The organism is Actinomycetospora lemnae (assembly GCF_028737315.1).
GTDB classification, from domain to species: Bacteria; Actinomycetota; Actinomycetes; order Mycobacteriales; family Pseudonocardiaceae; genus Actinomycetospora; species Actinomycetospora lemnae.
On sequence record NZ_JAQZAO010000003.1, the window covers coordinates 81106 to 98271 of the forward strand.

At 77.4% G+C, this 17166-nt stretch carries 14 protein-coding genes; 12 read left to right on the plus strand and 2 right to left on the minus strand.

Annotated features, from left to right (window positions below):
- Positions 1-16 precede the first annotated feature (16 nt).
- The 4 genes from PGB27_RS07290 to PGB27_RS07305 are packed head-to-tail and all read left to right on the plus strand — an operon-like array spanning position 17 to position 2205.
- The gene (locus PGB27_RS07290) at positions 17-856 is read left to right on the plus strand and encodes a uroporphyrinogen-III synthase (protein ID WP_274199706.1); all 840 of its coding nucleotides are present in this window, start codon (positions 17-19) and stop codon (positions 854-856) included.
- On the plus strand, positions 853-1530 hold the full coding sequence (locus tag PGB27_RS07295; protein WP_274199707.1) for a sirohydrochlorin chelatase: 678 nt from the start codon (positions 853-855) through the stop codon (positions 1528-1530). The genes PGB27_RS07290 and PGB27_RS07295 overlap by 4 nt, the downstream gene beginning before the upstream one ends.
- Complete coding sequence (locus tag PGB27_RS07300; RefSeq protein ID WP_274199708.1) at positions 1527-1901, plus strand: hypothetical protein; 375 nt, start codon at positions 1527-1529, stop codon at positions 1899-1901. Before PGB27_RS07295 ends, PGB27_RS07300 begins: the two co-directional genes overlap by 4 nt.
- Before the next feature lie 43 nt (positions 1902-1944).
- Positions 1945-2205, plus strand: a complete 261-nt coding sequence (locus PGB27_RS07305) for a hypothetical protein (protein ID WP_274199709.1) — start codon at positions 1945-1947, stop codon at positions 2203-2205.
- Between the two features lie 123 nt (positions 2206-2328).
- On the opposite strand, the gene PGB27_RS07310 is transcribed toward PGB27_RS07305, so the two are convergent.
- Positions 2329-3306: a hypothetical protein gene (locus tag PGB27_RS07310; RefSeq protein ID WP_274199710.1), complete on the minus strand. Its 978-nt coding sequence runs from the start codon at positions 3304-3306 to the stop codon at positions 2329-2331.
- 385 nt (positions 3307-3691) lie between these two features.
- On the opposite strand from PGB27_RS07310, the gene PGB27_RS07315 reads away from it, so the two are divergent.
- The 6 genes from PGB27_RS07315 (at position 3692) to PGB27_RS07340 (ending at position 9788) form a co-directional block, all read left to right on the plus strand.
- Positions 3692-4210, plus strand: a complete 519-nt coding sequence (locus PGB27_RS07315) for an MSMEG_0572/Sll0783 family nitrogen starvation response protein (RefSeq protein ID WP_274199711.1) — start codon at positions 3692-3694, stop codon at positions 4208-4210.
- 74 nt (positions 4211-4284) lie between these two features.
- Positions 4285-5445: an MSMEG_0568 family radical SAM protein gene (locus tag PGB27_RS07320; RefSeq protein ID WP_274199712.1), complete on the plus strand. Its 1161-nt coding sequence runs from the start codon at positions 4285-4287 to the stop codon at positions 5443-5445.
- A 5-nt stretch (positions 5446-5450) separates the two neighbouring features.
- Complete coding sequence (locus PGB27_RS07325) at positions 5451-6974, plus strand: MSMEG_0567/sll0787 family protein (protein ID WP_274199713.1); 1524 nt, start codon at positions 5451-5453, stop codon at positions 6972-6974.
- A complete protein-coding gene (locus PGB27_RS07330) occupies positions 6971-7855 on the plus strand; it encodes a carbon-nitrogen hydrolase family protein (protein ID WP_274199714.1) in 885 nt (294 codons plus the stop codon). The genes PGB27_RS07325 and PGB27_RS07330 overlap by 4 nt, the downstream gene beginning before the upstream one ends.
- An 11-nt stretch (positions 7856-7866) precedes the next feature.
- The gene (locus PGB27_RS07335) at positions 7867-8700 is read left to right on the plus strand and encodes a carbon-nitrogen hydrolase family protein (RefSeq protein ID WP_274199715.1); all 834 of its coding nucleotides are present in this window, start codon (positions 7867-7869) and stop codon (positions 8698-8700) included.
- Positions 8700-9788 carry an MSMEG_0565 family glycosyltransferase gene (locus PGB27_RS07340; protein ID WP_274199716.1) on the plus strand — a complete coding sequence of 363 codons (1089 nt, stop codon included), beginning with the start codon at positions 8700-8702 and terminating at the stop codon, positions 9786-9788. Before PGB27_RS07335 ends, PGB27_RS07340 begins: the two co-directional genes overlap by 1 nt.
- A gap of 62 nt (positions 9789-9850) precedes the next feature.
- On the opposite strand, the gene PGB27_RS07345 is transcribed toward PGB27_RS07340, so the two are convergent.
- The gene (locus PGB27_RS07345) at positions 9851-10156 is read right to left on the minus strand and encodes an MGMT family protein (protein WP_274199717.1); all 306 of its coding nucleotides are present in this window, start codon (positions 10154-10156) and stop codon (positions 9851-9853) included.
- A gap of 160 nt (positions 10157-10316) precedes the next feature.
- Between PGB27_RS07345 and PGB27_RS07350 the strand changes: the two genes are divergently transcribed.
- On the plus strand, positions 10317-13589 hold the full coding sequence (locus tag PGB27_RS07350; RefSeq protein WP_408630028.1) for an ATP-dependent helicase: 3273 nt from the start codon (positions 10317-10319) through the stop codon (positions 13587-13589).
- Positions 13586-17146 (plus strand): ATP-dependent helicase, encoded by a 3561-nt coding sequence (locus PGB27_RS07355; protein ID WP_274199719.1) that lies wholly within the window; start codon positions 13586-13588, stop codon positions 17144-17146. Before PGB27_RS07350 ends, PGB27_RS07355 begins: the two co-directional genes overlap by 4 nt.
- The last annotated feature ends 20 nt before the right edge of the window (positions 17147-17166 follow it).

A 17166-nucleotide genomic window follows, 5' to 3' on the forward strand; every position in this document is an offset into this window, starting at 1 on the left:
TCCTGGAGGCGTGATCGTGAGCGGGCCACTGAGCGGGTGGCGGGTCGGCGTGACGGCCGACCGCCGCGCCGACGACCAGCTCGACCTGCTGCGCCGCAAGGGCGCGCAGGTCGTGCACGGCCCGACGATGCGGATCGTGCCGCTGGAGGACGACACGCAGCTCGCCGAGACCACGCGGGCGCTGCTCGCCGACCCGCCGGTGATCGTCGTCGCCACCACCGGGCAGGGGTTCCGGGGGTGGCTGTCGGTCGCGGAGGGCTGGGGGCTGGGCGAGGAGCTGCACCGGGTGCTCTCGTCGGCGACGCTGCTGGCGCGCGGCCCGAAGGCGCGCGGGGCGATCCGCGGCGCCGGGCTGCGGGAGGCGTGGTCGGCGGACGCGACCGAGTCGTCGCCGGAGGTGCTCGAGCACCTGCTCGCGACCGGGGTCGCCGGGACGCGGATCGTGGTGCAGCGCCACGGCGACCCGATGACCCACTTCCTCGCCGCGCTGCGGTCGGCCGGTGCCGCGGTCACGACGGTCGACGTCTACCGGTGGGAGCCGCCGCCGGACCTGCCCGCGGTCGACGCGCTGATCGACGCGATCGTGGCGCGCGAGGTCGACACCGTGACGTTCACCAGCGCGCCGGCGGTCGAGGGCCTCGTGCACCGGGCCGACGCGCGGGGGATGCGCGCCGAGGTGGTCGACGCGCTGCGCGCCGGCGCCGACGGCGGCGGGGTGCTGGCCTGCTGCGTGGGCCCGGTCACCGCCGCGCCGCTGGAGCGCCTGGGGGTCATCGGCATCGCCCCGGAGCGCTTCCGCCTGGGCGCGATGGTGAAACGGCTCGAGGAGCACGCGCGCGCCGTGGCGGGCGTGTGAGCGCTCCCGCCCTGCTCCTGCTCGCCCACGGCACGCAGGACGCCGCCGGCCGCGCGACGTGGGAGCGGCTGACCGCCGCGGTGGCGCAGGCCGTGCCGGAGGTCGAGGTGCGGCTGGCGTACGCCGACGTGGTGAGCCCGACGATGGCCGAGGCGCTCGCCGAGCTCCCCGGCCCGGTGGTGGTCGTGCCGGCGTTCCTGGCCGCCGGGTTCCACGTGCGCGTCGACGTGCCCGAGCAGCTCGCGGCGACCGGACGCCCCGACGTCGTCGTGGCCGAGGCGTTCGGGCCCGATCCGGAGCTGGTGGGCGTGCTGCTCGACCGGCTCGCCGAGGCCGGCGCGCAGCCGGGGGACACGGTGGTGCTCGCGGCGGCCGGGTCGAACGACCCGCGCGCCCGGGCGGACCTCGACACCGCGGCGGCGCTGCTCACGGCCCGGGTCGGCCACGAGGTGCCGGTCGGCTACATCGCCGGCGGCGAGCCCCGGGTGGCGTCGGTGGTGGCGTCGGCGGGGTCGCGGGGGCCGCGGGTGGTGGTGGCGACGTGGCTGCTCGCCCCCGGCGCGTTCCACCGGTGGCTCGCCGACGCGGGCGCGGCGGTCGTCGCCGAGCCGCTGGGCGAGCACCCGGACGTCGTCGACGTCGTCGTCCGGCGCTACCGCGCGGCGGCGGCGTGACCGCCCGGGGCCGGACGCCGGTCGGGGGCGTCGTGCGCCTCTTCGCGTCCGACGGGCGCTGGATCGCCTGGTACCGGCCGGGGCTGCCGTACCTGTGGAACACCGGCGACCGGTGGATCGGCTGGTTCCCGTGGCCGGGCGAGCCGACGCCGGAGCCGCGCGACGACGTCCTCGATCCGTCCGACGCCTACCTGGGCACGGTCGTCGGCGACCGCCTCCTCGCGCGGACGGTCCGCCGGCCCCGACCGATCCCGTCGAGGGTCCCCGAGCCGCGACGACCGGTCGGCCCGCCGGATGTGGACCGGGCGCAGGCCGTTCCTCCTCCGATCGGGTTCACGGACGTGCCGCTCGACCGGCTGCTCAACGACTGAGCGCCACCCCGAGGTTTACTCGGCGTCACGATGGGGTGATGCTGTGACCATGCTCGCCCGGGTCATCGGCACGATCGTCATCATCCTGGTGCTGTTCGCGATCATCTCCAACCCCCAGGACGCGGCCTCGAACACGCGCCAGGGCGTCTCGACCCTGGGCGAAGCCGGCGAGTCGATCACCGTGTTCCTGTCGAGCGTGGTGAACAACCTGGCGGTCGCGACCACCGGCTACTCCTCGGGCACGACGTACTACCCCGCCGGCGGCATCGAGACGGGCGACGGCTCCACCCCGACCCTCCGCTGACCCCCCGCCTCCGACCCCACCCCCCCGAGCGAGCCCTCGAGGGCGGCTGGACACGGGGTGTGTCTCAGCGTGGCGTCCACGCTGGCGTCCAACGCCAGGAAATCCCCCAGCTCGATCCCGGCATCAGCTCGCGCGCGGGATGTCGTCCTCGTAGGTCGCCCGCGGTGCCGGGAGGGCCGCGGCGACCGCCAGCCCGTCCCGGAGGTCACGCAGGACGCCCACCTCGTCGTCGCGTCGCTGCGACGGGCGGGTGCTGACGACGTGGAGCCCGACGGCGCGCAGGGCCCGCTGACGCCGGGCGGTCGCGTCGACCTGGTCGGGGGTGGCGAAGTGGTGCTCGACGGAGTCGATCTCCCAGGCGAGGCCGACGTCCTCGACGAGGGCGTCGACGACGCCGACCGTGCGGCCGGACAGGTCGCGGACGCGGACGTTGAACCGCGCCGCCGGCAGCTCCGGCTGCGCGAGCCACCAGGCCCGCGCGTCGAACTCCGCCGCCGATCGGGCACCTCCCGCGACGGCGCGCAGGACCGTCCGCGGGGCGGAACTGCCCTTCCGGCACCCCGCGTCGAGCTCCTCGAGGAGTTCCTCGGGCGTGACGAGCCATCGCTGGACGGCCTCAGCGAGGAGGCCGGCGATGGCCGTCGGGTCGGTCATGAGGCGGGCCTCGTCGAGCAGGGCCCGGGTGAGCGGCGCGACGGGGAGACCGGCGCGCTCGACGGGCCGGGGCAGTCGCGACGTCCGCTCCACGTGGAAGGTGCGCCAGCTGCGGACCTGGCGCGCGTGGGAGATGAGCAGGTGGACCTTGTCGGGCGCCGGACCGTGCCGCAGACCGTGGAGGCGGAGCCCCGCGCGGCCCGTGATCATCGCGTCCGGGCCGCCGTGCAGCAGGCCGGCGATGAGCAGCTGGCGCCAGGTGGGTGTCCCGTTGTGCAGCGCGATGATGCCCGGGCCGAGGCGCTGCCACGGACCGCGGTCGCGACACCGGCGATACGCGGTGGTCTCGGGGACGCCGAGGAGCACCAGTTCCCGGACGGCGATCACCCCCTCGTTGCTCGCCGCCCACAGCACCTCGGGGGTCACCGCCCACTCGCCTCTGCGCATGCGACGACGGTGGGGGAGGACCGCGCGGGAGCGTGAGCCGCGCCGCCGCGCCTGTGGACAGACGCCGGGGGTGGGGACGAGCGATCGAGCTGGCGTGTTTCCTGGCGTTGGACGCCAGCGTGGACGCCAGGCTGACAACACCCCGTGCGTCAGACGCCTCCAGCACGCGGGCCGGGTCACGGCGGTGAAACACGCGGGGGAGGACGACCCGCCCTCGTAGTCACGAGGAAACACTTCGGAAATCGGCCGTTGGTGTGCTGGGTCGCAGCGAGGAACGGTCCCGACGCTCCTCCCGCGGGGTCGGCGAGGACCCCGCTCCCTCCCCTCATCCTCCCCGGCGTCGCACGCCCGCGCGCCGTCCCACCGTGTCTGCCCGAGGAGAACCATGACCAGCACCGAGCTCTCCGACGTCGAGAAGAAGAGCCTCGAGGAGATCCCGCACCCGTCGCTGCCCGAGGGCTCGAGCATCTACGGCGGCACCAAGGTCTTCCCCGACCTCCAGGCCGAGAACGGCGAGACCTACTTCACCCTCGTGCACGGCATCGCGCACGAGTCGTCGGTCAGCTTCGTCGCCGTCCTCCAGGCGACCCGCGCGCTGCGCAAGGGCTTCGAGTCGGCCATGTACTTCTACGGCCCCGGCTCGCTGAACTGCCTGGCCACGCGCGGGTTCCCCACCACGGGCACCTCGGCGTTCCCCGGCGAGCACAACATCAACGACCAGCTCAAGACGTTCATGAGCGAGGGCGGCAAGGTCTACTGCTGCCGCTTCGGGCTGTCGCTGCACGGCGCCCGCGAGGAGGACCTCATCGAGGGCGTCATCCCGACGCACCCGCTCGACGTCCAGGACGCGCTCATCCACTACGCCCGCAAGGGCGCGATCATCAACTCGACCTACCAGCTCTGACGCGCCGCGGCCGGTGCGGGACGACCCGCACCGGCCCCGTGCCATCCCGCGTCGAGAGCACAGGAGGTCCGCCCATGTCGTCCGATCCCGGGCTGCCAACCGATCCCCTCGTGGCCGCCCGCTCCGCACTGGCCGTCCGCGGCGTCGCGCTCGACCTCCCCGACACCACCAGCACCACCAGCACCACCACCACCACCGACCTCGGCGCCTCGATCCCCCTGCGCCGCCCCGGTGGCGCCGGCCCGTCCGCCGACGGCCACGTCCTCGTCGACGGCCTCAGGACCACGATCCCGATCAACCCCGCGAGCCCCTACCGCCTGCACGACGGGCGGCTGGTGCGCACCGGGCCCGACGGCGGCGTCACCGACCTCGGCGTCGACGTCGCCACCGTCGCCCGCCCCGCCTTCTACGACCTCACCACCGCCGACGGCGTCCCCTACGAGAAGATCGCGCGCCTGCACGGGAACGACGTGCTGGCGACGACGGTCGTGCAGACCTGCGTGCGCTACGGGGAGCAGGACCGCTGCCGGTTCTGCGCCATCGAGCAGTCGCTGCGCACCGGCGCGACCACCGCGGTGAAGACGCCCGACCAGCTCGCCGAGGTCGCCGAGGCCGCGGTCCGCCTCGACGGCGTGCAGCAGATGGTGCTGACGACGGGCACGTCGAACGGCCGCGACCGCGGCGCCCGCCACCTGGCCCGCTGCGTGCGGGCGATCAAGGCCGCGGTGCCGGACCTGCCGATCCAGGTCCAGTGCGAGCCGCCCGCGCCGTCCGACCTCGCCGCGCTGCAGGAGCTCCAGGAGGCCGGCGCCGACGCGATCGGCATCCACGTCGAGTCCCTCGACGACGCCGTGCGCGCCCGCTGGATGCCCGGCAAGGCCACCGTCCCCCTGAGCCAGTACCGGCTCGCCTGGGACGAGAGCGTGCGCCTGTTCGGCCCGAACGCCGTGTCGACCTACCTCATCGTCGGGCTCGGCGAGGACCCCGACGAGCTCGTCGCCGGCGCCGCCGAGCTCGTCGACCGCGGCGTCTACCCCTTCGTCGTCCCCTACCGCCCGATCCCCGGCACGCTCGCCTTCGCCGACGGCGACCCCGCACCCGACCCGGAGCTGCTCGCCGAGGTCACCGCGCGCGTCGCCAAGGTCCTGCAGGCCGCCGGCATGCGCGGCGCCGACCAGGCCGCCGGCTGCGCGGCGTGCGGCGCGTGCTCGGCGCTGTCCGCGGCGGGGGGCTGAGCACGATGTCGCTCCTGGACGACCTGGGCGCCGCCGACGAGATCCTCGGGGGCCGCTCCCGCCGGCCCGCCCGTGACGTCACGATCACCGAGGCGCCCGCGACCGACGCCCGCCACCCCGACGTCGTCGCCCACCGGGCCCTGCGGCGCGCGGTGTTCGTCGACGAGCAGGGCCTGTTCCGCGACGACATCGCCGGCGACCTCGACGAGCACGACCACGACCCGCGCGCCGTCGTCCTCGTCGCCCGCGACGGCGCCGGCGAGGTGCTGGGCGGCGTGCGTCTCGCACCCGTCGACCCGGACACCGCCCGCCCCGACCTCGGCTGGTGGACGGGCAGCCGCCTCGTCGTCGCCCCGACGGCCCGGCGCCGCGCCGGGATCCGCGTCGGGGCCGCCCTGGTCCGCGCCGCCTGCGCCCGCGCCGAGGCGGCGGGCGTGCTGCGGTTCGAGGCCGACGTGCAGGCCGCCAACGAGACCCTCTTCCGCCGGCTGGGCTGGCAGCGGGTCCGCGCGACGACGGTCGCCGGCCGGCCGCACGTGCGCATGCGCCGGCCCGTCGGGCGCTTCGCCGCCCTCGTCGCGGCGACGAAGGCCCCGCTCGGCGAGCTCGTCGCGGGCCTGGCCGGGAGCGGTGCGCACGTCGGCGACGACGGGGCCCCCGTGCCGGGCAGCGACGTCGTCGCGGCCTGCGACGCGATCCTGCCCGCGATGGTCGAGCGCGACCCGGAGTGGGCGGGCTGGTGCGGGGTGCTGGTCAACGTCAACGACCTCGCCGCCATGGGTGCCGAGCCCATCGCGCTGCTCGACGCCGTCGGCGCGCGCGACGCCTCGTTCGCCCACCGCGTGCTGACCGGCCTGCGCGCCGCCGCCGAGGCCTACGGGGTACCGGTGATCGGCGGGCACACGCAGCTCGAGGTGCCCGCTTCGTTGGCGGTCACCGCGCTGGGCCGGACGACGACGCCCGTCGCGGCCTCCGGCGGCCGGCCCGGCATGGCCGTGCGCCTGACCGCCGACCTGCACGGCACCTGGCGTCCCGGCTACACCGGCCGGCAGTGGGACTCGACGTCGACGCGCGCTCCCGCCGACCTGCGGGCCATGGTCGGCGCGATCGGCCCGCGCGCGGCGCACCGGCCGGCGGCGGCCAAGGACGTGTCGATGGCCGGGGTCGTCGGCACGCTCGGGATGCTCGCCGAGGCGTCGGGGACCGGCGCCGTGCTCGACGTCGCCGCCGTGCCCCGCCCGGCCGGCGCGACCCCCGCCGACTGGCTGACCTGCTTCCCCGGCTTCGCGCTGCTCACCGCCGACGAGCCCGGGGCGCCCGCGCCGTCGGCCGGGCCGGCGACGAGCGCCGTGTGCGGGGAGCTCACCGACACGGTGACCGGGACCGCCGGGGTCGCCCTGCGCTGGCCCGACGGCGAGACCACCGAGGCCGTCGCCGGCGGCGTCACCGGACTCGGGGCCGCGCCCCGCGGCGGCGCCGGCGCACCAGGACCGGACCGGGCCCGGACCACCGAAGGGACCACCCCATGACCGTCAGGACGTTCGCGGCCGCCGCCGCGGGCTTCGGCCGCGACCTCGACGAGGACTTCGCGCGGATCGAGGAGCTGCTCGGTCAGGCCCGCGCGGCCGGCGCCGACCTGCTGGCCCTGCCCGAGGCGGCGCTGGGCGGGTACCTGTCGTCGCTGCACGACTCGGGCGGGGCGGGGGAACCGGTGGACGTGCCGCCGCAGCTCGACGTCGACGGCCCCGAGGTGCGGCGGTTGATCGCGCTGGCCGGCGACACGGTCGTCACCGCGGGCTTCTGCGAGCGGGGCGACGCGGCGTCGGGCGGGCGTCCGTACAACAGCGCGGTGGCGGTGACCGGCGACGGCGTGCTCGGGCACCACCGCAAGGTCCACCAGCCGCTCAACGAGCACAGCTCGTACGCCGCGGGCGACCGGTTCACCGCGTTCGACACGCCGGTCGGCCGGCTCGGCATGATGATCTGCTACGACAAGGCGTTCCCCGAGGCCGCGCGGGCGCTGGCCGTCGACGGGGCCCGGGTCGTGGTGTGCCTGTCGGCGTGGCCGGCGTCGCGCACCGACCAGGCGCCGGTGCTCGCCGACGACCGCTGGACCCGCCGCTTCGACCTCTTCGACCGTGCGCGGGCGCTCGAGAACCAGATCGTCTGGGTGTCGGCGAACCAGGCCGGCACGTTCGGGGACATGCGGCTCGTGGCGAGCGCGAAGATCGTCGACCCGGGCGGGGAGGTCCTCGACACCACGGGGACCGAGGCGGGGCTGGCCGTCGCGTCGGTGGACGTCGACGACGCGGTGGACGCCGCGCGCCGGTTCATGGGCCACCTGCGCGACCGGCGGCCGGCGTCGTACGACGCGCCACCGCTCGCGCCCGTCGCGGCCCGGGCCGGCTAGGAGGTCGACGGGTGGTCCGCCTCGCCGCCGCCGCGGCCCACTTCACCCGGGACGTCGGGTTCGACCTCGACCGGATCAAGATGATCATCTCGCACGCGCGGGACGCCGGGGTGGCGCTGCTCGCGCTGCCCGACGGGGCGCTCGGGGGGTACCTCACCGACCTGCGCCACCCCGACGTCGACTGCCTGCCGCCGCTGCTCGAGCCGAACGGCGACGAGGTGCGGTCGGTGATCGACATCGCCGGCGAGATGATCGTCTGTCTCGGCTACAGCGAGCTGGGTCCCGACGACGGCGACGGCCCGGTGCGCTACGACGCGGCAGTCTGCCTGTCCGGGGACGGGATCCTCGGGCGGCACCGCAAGGTGCACCTCCCCGCGGGCATCGCGCCGCTGTTCCGCGCCGGCGACGGCTTCTCCGCGTTCGACACCCCGCTCGGGCGGATGGGCCTGCTCATCGACCACGACAAGACGTTCCCGGAGGCCGCGCGGGCGCTGGCGGTGGACGGCGCGGAGGTCATCGCGTGCCTGTCGGCCTGGCCGACGTCGCTGACCAACCGGGCGCCGCGCATGGCGCAGGACCGCCAGGCGCGCCTGTTCGACCTCTACGACCAGGCGCGGGCCGCGGAGAACCAGGTCGTGTGGCTCTCGTCGAACCAGAGCGGGCGGCACGGGGCGCTGCACTTCCTGGGCCGGGCGAAGGTCGTCGGCCCGGGCGGGGAGATCCTCGCGCGGACCTGGTCGAAGGGTGGGCTGGCCGTCGCCGAGGTGGACCTGCCGGGCGCGGTCGGCGCGGCCCGGGCCGTGCTGCACCACCTCGCCGAGCGCCGGCCGGAGACCTACGGCTGATGAAGATCGCGCTGTTGACGTACTCGACGAAGCCGCGCGGCGGGGTCGTGCACACGCTCGCGCTGGCCGAGGCGTTCGCGCGGGCGGGGCACGACGTGACGGTGTGGGCGCTCGCGCGGGGTGGGGACACGGGGTTCTTCCGGGCGGTCGCCCCCGAGGTGACCGTGCGTCTCGTGCCGGTGCCCGAGATCGAGGGCGAGTCGGTGGGGGAGCGGATCCTGCGGTCGATCGCGCTGCTCGGGGACGCCTTCGAGGGTGCGTCCGACGTGGTGCACGCCCAGGACTGTCTGACGGCGAACGCGGTCGGTCGCGCGCGGGGCTACGCCGGGTTGTGGCGGACCGTGCACCACCTCGACCGGTTCACGACGCCCGAGCTCGCCGCCTGCCACGAGCGGGCGATCGTGGAGCCGGCGGCGCTGGTGTGCGTGTCGGCGGCGGTGGCGGCCGAGGTGCGCGACGGGTGGGGGCGGTCGCCGGCGGTGATCGGGAACGGGGTGGACGCGGCGCGCTTCTCCGCGGCCGCCGCCTCCGGCGCGGGGGAGCCGTGGCGGGCGCGGTACGGGCGCTACGTGCTGGCCGTCGGCGGCATCGAGCCGCGGAAGGGGACGCTGGAGCTGGTCGAGGCGATGGCGCTCCTGCCCGGTGTCCCGTTGCTCGTCGCGGGCGGGGACACGCTGTTCGACTACCGGGGGTATCGGGACGAGGTGTTCGCGCGGGCCGCGGCGCTGGGGGTGTCACCCGTGGTGCTGGGGCCGGTCGAGGACGCCGAGCTGCCGGGGCTCGTGGCGGGCGCGGCGGTGTTCGCGTTCCCGTCGACGAAGGAGGGCTTCGGGCTCGCGGCGATGGAGGCGCTCGCGGCGGGCGTGCCGCTCGTGACGCGGGACCTGCCGGTGCTGCGCGAGGTGTTCGCGGGCGCGGCGCGCTTCGCCGACGGGCCGGAGGGCTTCGCGCGCGAGATCGGGCGGGTGCTCGACGGTGGGGACCCCGAGCTCGACCCGGCCCACGCGACCGTCGGCCGGGCGCTGGCGGCGGCGCACACCTGGGACGCCGCGGCCGCCGCCCACCTGGACCTCTACCGGCGCGGCTGACCCGTCCCCGGGCGGCTGAGGTGTCTCAGCCTGGTGTCTCAGCCTGGCGTCCATGCTGTCGCTCAACGACGGGAAAGCCACCCGCTCGCGAGGCGGTGGTGGGCGAGCACGACGCGCCCGTCGCGGATCTCGACCCCCTCGGCGCGCAGGCGGGCGTGCTGCTCGTCGAGGATGTGCGGCGCGCTGGAGCCGTCGGCGCGCAGCACGCGGTGCCAGGGCAGGTCCGCGCCGTCCTCGCTCAGCACCTTGCCCACCACGCGCGCCGAGCGCTCGCCGGCCTCGGCGGCGACGTCGCCGTACGTCGCCACCCACCCCTCCGGGATCGCCAGCACCGCCGCGCGGATCCGCTCGTGCCGGGCCTCGTCCACGAGCTGAGTCCAGCACAGCCGCGTTCCTCGACGGCAGCGGGGCGCTCATGATCGTGGGGCCTTCGCTGGCGTTGAACGCCAGCCTGGACGCCAGGCTGGCACACCCCGTGCGCCCGCGCGCCCACCCGCATCCGCGGCGGTGTCGGGGGGCCGTGGTGGAGTGGTGCCCGTGAGCCTCCCGACGAGCGGCGACCGCGCTCCCGAGCTCCGCCGCGCCGCGGCGTGGGTGCCGGGCGAGCTGGTGCTCGACGACGCCGGGCGCCGCGTCCTCGAGCACGACGCCGGCTTCCTGCGGGTGCTCGGCGGGCCCGGCACGGGCAAGACCACCCTGCTCGCCGAGCGGGTCGCCCGCCTGCTCCACGCGCAGCCCGACGCGCGCCCGCTGGTGCTCGTCGGCGATCGGCGCGCCGCGGCCGCCCTCCGCGAGCGCATCGCCGCGCGGCGACGCGCCCTCGACGACACCGACCGGCCCGCCCGCGCGGTCGCCGAGCCGCTCGTGCGCAGCGTGCACTCCTACGCCTTCGCGGTCCTGCGCCGCCACGCCGAGCGCCGGGGCGAGGCCCCGCCACGCCTGCTGCCCGGCGCGCAGCAGGACGCCATGGTCCGCGAGCTGCTCGCCGGCGAGGTCGCGGGCGCCGGGGTGCCGTCGGGGTGGCCGCTGCGCATGCGCCCCGCGCTCGAGGCGCCCGCGTTCGCCGGCGAGGTGCGCGATCTGCTGCTCCGCGCCGCCGAGCGCGGCGCCGGGCCCCGCGAGCTCGCCGACCTCGGCAAGCGCCACGGCGTGCCCGCCTGGATCGCCGCGGGGCGCTTCTACCGCACGTACGAGGAGGTCACGCTCCTGCGCGCGGCGGCCGGCTCCGCCAACCCGCTGGCCAGCGCGCCCCCGCTCGACGCCGCCGAGCTGGTCGCGGCCGTGCTCGACGCCTTCGTCACCGACCCCGAGCTCCTCGAGGCCGAGCGGGCCGCGGTGCGCCACCTCGTGGTCGACGACGTCCAGGACATGGACCCCCAGCAGGTCGAGCTCGCCCGCACCCTCGGCGCCGCCGCCGACGACTGGGTGCTCGCCGGCGACCCCGACTCCTCGGTGCTCGGCTTCCGCGGCGCCGACCCGGCGCTGCTGCGCGACGCCGACCCCGGCGGGCTCGCCACCGTCGTCCTGCACCCGGACCACCGCAGCCGGCCCGCCCTGCGCGCCGCCGTCGCCCGCGTCGTCGCCGCGCTGCCGGGCACGGGCCCGGGACGGACGCGGACGGCACCGACCCCGAGCGAGGCGTACGACGACGGGGGAGACGACGACGGCCTCGTCACCGTCGACGTCTACGCCACCACCGGGCGCCAGGCCGCCGCGGTGGCCGACCGGCTGCGCCGCGCCCACCTCACCGACGGCGTCCCCTGGTCCCGCATGGCCGTGCTCGTGCGCAGCGTCGCCGGCTCGCTCCCGCCCCTGCGCCGGGCCCTGCTCGCCGCGGGCGTCCCACTCGCCGTCCCCGCCGACGACACCCCGCTGGCCGCGCTGCCGGCCGTCGCCCCGCTGCTCACGGTCCTGCGCTGCGCCGCCGACCCCCAGCGCCTCGACGCCGACACCGCCCTCGCGCTGCTCTCCTCGCCCCTCGGCGGCGCCGACCCGCTCGCCGTGCGCCGGCTGCGCCGCGGGCTGCTGCGCCGCCACGAGGCCGGCGGCGGCGCGGCGGACACGCCCAGCGACGCGCTGCTCGTCGACGCCCTGCTCGACCACATCGCGCAGGAGAAGAACCCCCTCGCGCTGCTCAGCCCGTCGGAGGCCGCGCCGCTCGCCCGCGTCGGCGAGCTGCTCGCGGCCGCGGCCGGCGCCATCGACGCGGGCGCCTCGGTGCCCGACGTCCTCTGGGCCGTGTGGGACCGCAGCGGGCTGCAACGGCGCTGGGTCGCCGCCAGCGAGCGCGGCGGCGTCACCGGCGCGCAGGCCGACCGCGACCTCGACGCCGTCGTCGCCCTCGTCGAGCGCGCCGCCCGCTACGTCGAGGACCTGCCCGGCGGCACCGTCGCCGGCTTCGTCGCCCAGGCCGACGACCAGCGCATCCGCGCCGACACCCTCGCCCCGCGCGCCCCCGACGGCGAGGCGGTCGCCCTGCTCACCGCCCACGCGGCGCGCGGGCGGGAGTGGGACGTGGTGATCATCCCCGACGTGCAGGAGGGCACCTGGCCCGACCTGCGCCGGCGTGGCACGTTGCTCGGGGTCGAGCGGCTCGTCGACGTCCTCGCCGGCATCCCCGACGACCCCGCCGTCGCGGGCCAGGCGCCGCTCCTCGCCGAGGAGCGCCGGCTGTTCGCGGTCGCGCTCTCGCGGGCCCGGCGCGCGGTGCACGTCAGCGCGGTCGAGGCCGAGGACGTCACGCCCTCGCGCTTCCTCGACGACGTCGACGGCGGCGTCACCACCGACGACCCCGCCGAGGCGACGAGGCCGCGCAGCCGCCCCGGGCGCGCGCTGGTCCTGGCCGAGCTGGTCGGCGAGCTGCGCCGCGTCGTCACCGACCCGGACGCCGAGCCCGGGCGCCGCGAGCGAGCCGCCGACGGGCTCGCGCGCCTCGCCGACGCCGGCGTGCCCGGCGCCGACCCCGACGACTGGTACGGCCTGCTCACCCCGTCCACCGACGCGCCGCTGCGCCCGCCCGGGCCGATCGCGATCAGCCCGAGCGCGGTGGAGACGATCCTGACCTGCCCGCTGCGCTGGGCGCTGCAGACCCACGGCGGCGACGACACCGACTCGCTCGCCTCGGTCACCGGCTCGCTCGTGCACGCCCTCGTCCAGCGCGCCGCCGAGGGCGCCGACGCCCGCGAGCTCGACGAGGCGCTCGACGTCGCGTGGGCGTCGGTCGACGCGGGCGCGCCGTGGTTCTCCCGCCGCGAGCTCGCGAACACCCGCCGCATGCTGGCGAGCTTCCTGAGCTGGCGCGACCAGACGCGCGCGCAGCTCACCGAGGCCGCGGTGGAGCGCGAGCTCGAGGTCGCGGTCACCGACGGGGTGCGGGTGCGCGGACGGGTCGACCGCCTCGAGATCGACACCCGCGGCCGCCCGGTGATCATCGACGTGAAGACGGGCAAGACGCCGATCTCGAAGGCGGACGCTCAGGCCCACCCCCAGCTCGCGGTCTACCAGCTCGCCACCGCGCTCGGCGCCTTCGCCGAGACCCTCGCCGGCCCCGACCGCACGGCCGCGCGCTCCACCCCGGGCGGGGCGCGCCTGGTCTACCTCTCGCGCGCCGGGACCGCCGCCAAGGAGCGCGCGCAGGAACCGCTCGACGACGAGGGCCTCGCGCAGTGGCGCGAGCACGTCGGTGCCGCGGCGCGCGCCACCGAGGGGCCGGTGTTCGTGGGGCGCGAGAACGACGCCTGCCCGCGGTGCCCGGTGCGCACCGCCTGCCCGGTCCACGTCTCGGGGAGGCAGGTCCCGTGACCGCGCTCGCGCCGCCGGGCACCGAGCTCATCGACCCCGTCGAGCTCGCCGAGCGCCTCGGCCTGCGCCGGCCCACCGAGGAGCAGGCGGCCGTGATCGGGGCGCCGCTCGAGCCCGCGCTGGTCACCGCCGGCGCCGGCTCCGGCAAGACCGAGACGATGGCCGCGCGCGTCGTCTGGCTCGTCGCCAACGGCCTCGTGCGCCCCGAGCAGGTGCTGGGCCTGACGTTCACGCGCAAGGCGGCCGGGCAGCTCGCCGACCGGGTGCGCCGTCGCCTGCGTGTGCTCGGGGCGTCGAACCTCCTCGACGAGCTCGATCCATCCGGCGACCGGCGCCTCGCCGCCCGCGCCGGCGAGCCGACGATCTCGACCTACCACGCCTACGCGGGGCGCCTGCTCACCGAGCACGGCCTGCGCCTGCCCGTCGACCCCGGCGCGCGCCTGCTCTCGCCGACCGCGTCGTGGCAGCTCGCGCACCGGATCGTCGCCACCTGGGCCGCCGACCTCGACACCGACCGCGTGCCCGCCACCGTCACCGCGCTCGTGCAGGCGCTGGCCGGCGAGCTCGGCGAGCACCTCGCCGACCCGGCGGCGCTGCGGGGGCACGCCGAGCGCTTCGCCCGCGCCGTCGAGGACGCCCCGCCGGCGAAGGGGCAGCGTCCCGCGCTGCCCCAGGCCCTCGCGAACCGCGTCGCCACCCAGCGGTTCCGTGCGGCCCTGCTGCCCCTGGTCGAGGAGCTGGCCGCGCGCAAGCGCGCCGAGCGCTGCCTCGACTTCGCCGACCAGATGGCCGCCGCGGCGCGCCTCGCCGAGGGCCACGACGAGGTCGGGGCGGCCGAGCGCGACGCGTTCCGGGCCGTGCTGCTCGACGAGTACCAGGACACCGGTCACGCCCAGCGCATCATGCTGCGCTCGCTCTTCGCCGGCGACAATGGTGACGGCGGTGACGGCGGTGACGGCGGCACGACGGTCACCGCCGTCGGCGACCCCTTCCAGTCGATCTACGGTTGGCGGGGCGCGAGCGCGGCGAACCTGCCCCGCTTCGTCACCGACTTCCCACGCGTCGGCCCCGACGGCGAGCACCTCGCCGCGACGCGCCACGGCCTGCTGACGAGCTTCCGCAACCCGCCCGAGGTCCTCGCGCTGGCCAACGAGGTCGCCGAGCCCCTGCGGGCCTCCGGGGTCCCGGTCGACGAGCTGCGGCCCCGGCCCGGCGCGCCGGCCGGCGACGTCCGGGTCGCGCTGCACGCCGACGTCGAGGCGGAGCGGGCGTGGGTCGCCGACGCGGTCGCCGACCGGTGGCGCGCGGCCGCCGACGCCGGCACGGAGCCGCCGACCACGGCGGTGCTCGTGCGCCGGCGCGCCGACATGAGCGCGCTCGCCGCCGCGCTGCGGGCCCGCGACCTGCCCGTCGAGGTCGTGGGTCTCGGCGGGCTGCTCGACGAGCCCGAGGTGCGCGACGTCGTGTCGGCGCTGCGCCTGGTGGTCGACCCGCTCGCGGGCGGGGCCGCGGTCCGGCTGCTGACCGGCGCGCGCTGGCGCATCGGCGGCGCCGACCTCGCCGCGCTGTGGCGCCGGGCGCGCGAGCTGGCGGCGCCCGCAGCGAACACGGCCCACCCCGCCACCGTCAGCGACGCGGTCCCCGACCCCGTCGCCGCCGCCCTGCCCGGCGAGCACGCCGAGCGTGCCGGGCTGGTCGACGCGCTCGACGACCCGGGCCCGCCCGCGCGCTACTCGGCCGCCGGGTACGAGCGGCTCACGCACCTCGCGAACGAGCTGCGCCTGCTGCGCCGCCGCGTCACCGCCCCGCTGGTCGACCTCGTCGCCGACGTCGAGCGTGTGCTGCTGCTCGACGTCGAGACCGCGACGCGCCCCGGGCCCACCGGCCGGGCGCACCTCGACGCGTTCGCCGAGGTCGTCGCCGACTTCACCGCCGGCGCCACCGCGTCCGGGGGCACCGCGACCGTCTCGGCGCTGCTCGCCTACCTGGATGCCGCCGAGGACGCCGAGGACGGCCTGGCCCCGGGCGAGGTCGACGTCGCGGACCCGGCGACGGGCGGGACGCGGGTGCAGGTGCTCACGGTGCACGCGGCCAAGGGGCTCGAGTGGGAGCTGGTGGCGCTGCCGCACGTCGTCGACAAGGTGTTCCCGGCGGCGAAGCGGTCGGGGTCGTGGCTGACGTCGGTGGCGTCGCTGCCGGTCGACCTGCGCGGCGACCGCCCCGACCTGCCCGCGCTCGACCTCGACGACGCCGCCGACCGCAAGGAGGTCACCGAGCGCCTCGACGCCCACGAGCGCGCCTTCGACGACCGGCGCCTCGTCGAGGAGCGCCGCCTGTTCTACGTGGCGCTCACCCGCGCCGAGCACGCCCTGCTCGTGTCCGGGCACTGGTGGGGCGAGACGGGCGACAGCCCCCGCGGGCCGTCGGAGCTGCTCAGCGAGGTGGGCGAGCTCGTGGCCGCCGGGCGGGGCGGTGTCGTCGACACCTGGGCCGAGCCGCCCGAGGAGGGCGAGCCGAACCCGATGGCGGCGGCGGTGCACGAGGCGGCGTGGCCGGTCGACCCGCTCGGGTCCCGGCGCGCGGCGGTCGACGAGGGCGCGGCGCTGGTCCGGGCGGCCCGGGCCCGGCGGGCCGCGGCGCCCCAGGACGTCAGCACGGACGCCGCCGACGCCGCCCCCGCCGACGCCGACCACGCCGACGCCGCCGCCGACGACGCCGTCCACGCCGACGCCGCCGCCACCCCCGACCCCGAGGGCTGGGCCGCGGACATCGAGGTCCTGCTCGCCGAGCGGGCGGCGGCGCGCGACCGCCACGCGCGGGTGCTGCTGCCCCCACAGCTCTCGGTGAGCCAGCTCGTCGACCTCGCCGCCGACCCCGGCGCGCTGGCCCGCCGCCTGCGCCGCCCCGTCCCGCGCCCACCCGACCCGCGGGCGCGGCGGGGCACGGAGTTCCACGCGTGGCTGGAGCGCTGGTTCTCGGCCACCGAGCTGCTGGAGTTCGACGAGCTGCCCGGCGCCGCCGACGAGGACGCCGACGCGGCGGCCGACCCGGCCGGCGCCGCGGACGCCGCGGAGCTGCGCGAACGGTTCACCGCGAGCCGGTGGGCGAACCGCACGCCGGTGGCGGTGGAGGTGCCGTTCGAGACCGAGGTGGCCGGCACGCTGGTCCGCGGCCGCATCGACGCGGTGTTCGCCGACGCCGACGGGGGCGCCACGGTCGTCGACTGGAAGACCGGCGGGCTCCCGCGCGAGGACGCGCTGCCGGCGCTCGCGGTCCAGCTCGCGGCGTACCGGCTGGCGTGGTCGTCGCTGTCGGGCATCCCGGTCGAGCGGGTCCGGGCGGCCCTGCACTACGTCCGCCACGACGAGACCGTCAGCCCCGCCGACCTGCTCGACGCCGCCGGCCTGCGCGCCCTCGTCGCCGCGGTGCCCGAGGAGGAACGCGCGCCCGAGGGCGACCCGGAGCCCCCGCCCGCCGCGGCCTCGCCGTACGACCCCCACGCCGACCCCGACCGCGACGACGGTCCGCCCCCGGACGTCGACATCGACCCCCGCTGAGCGCCCCGCGCGCCCGACGC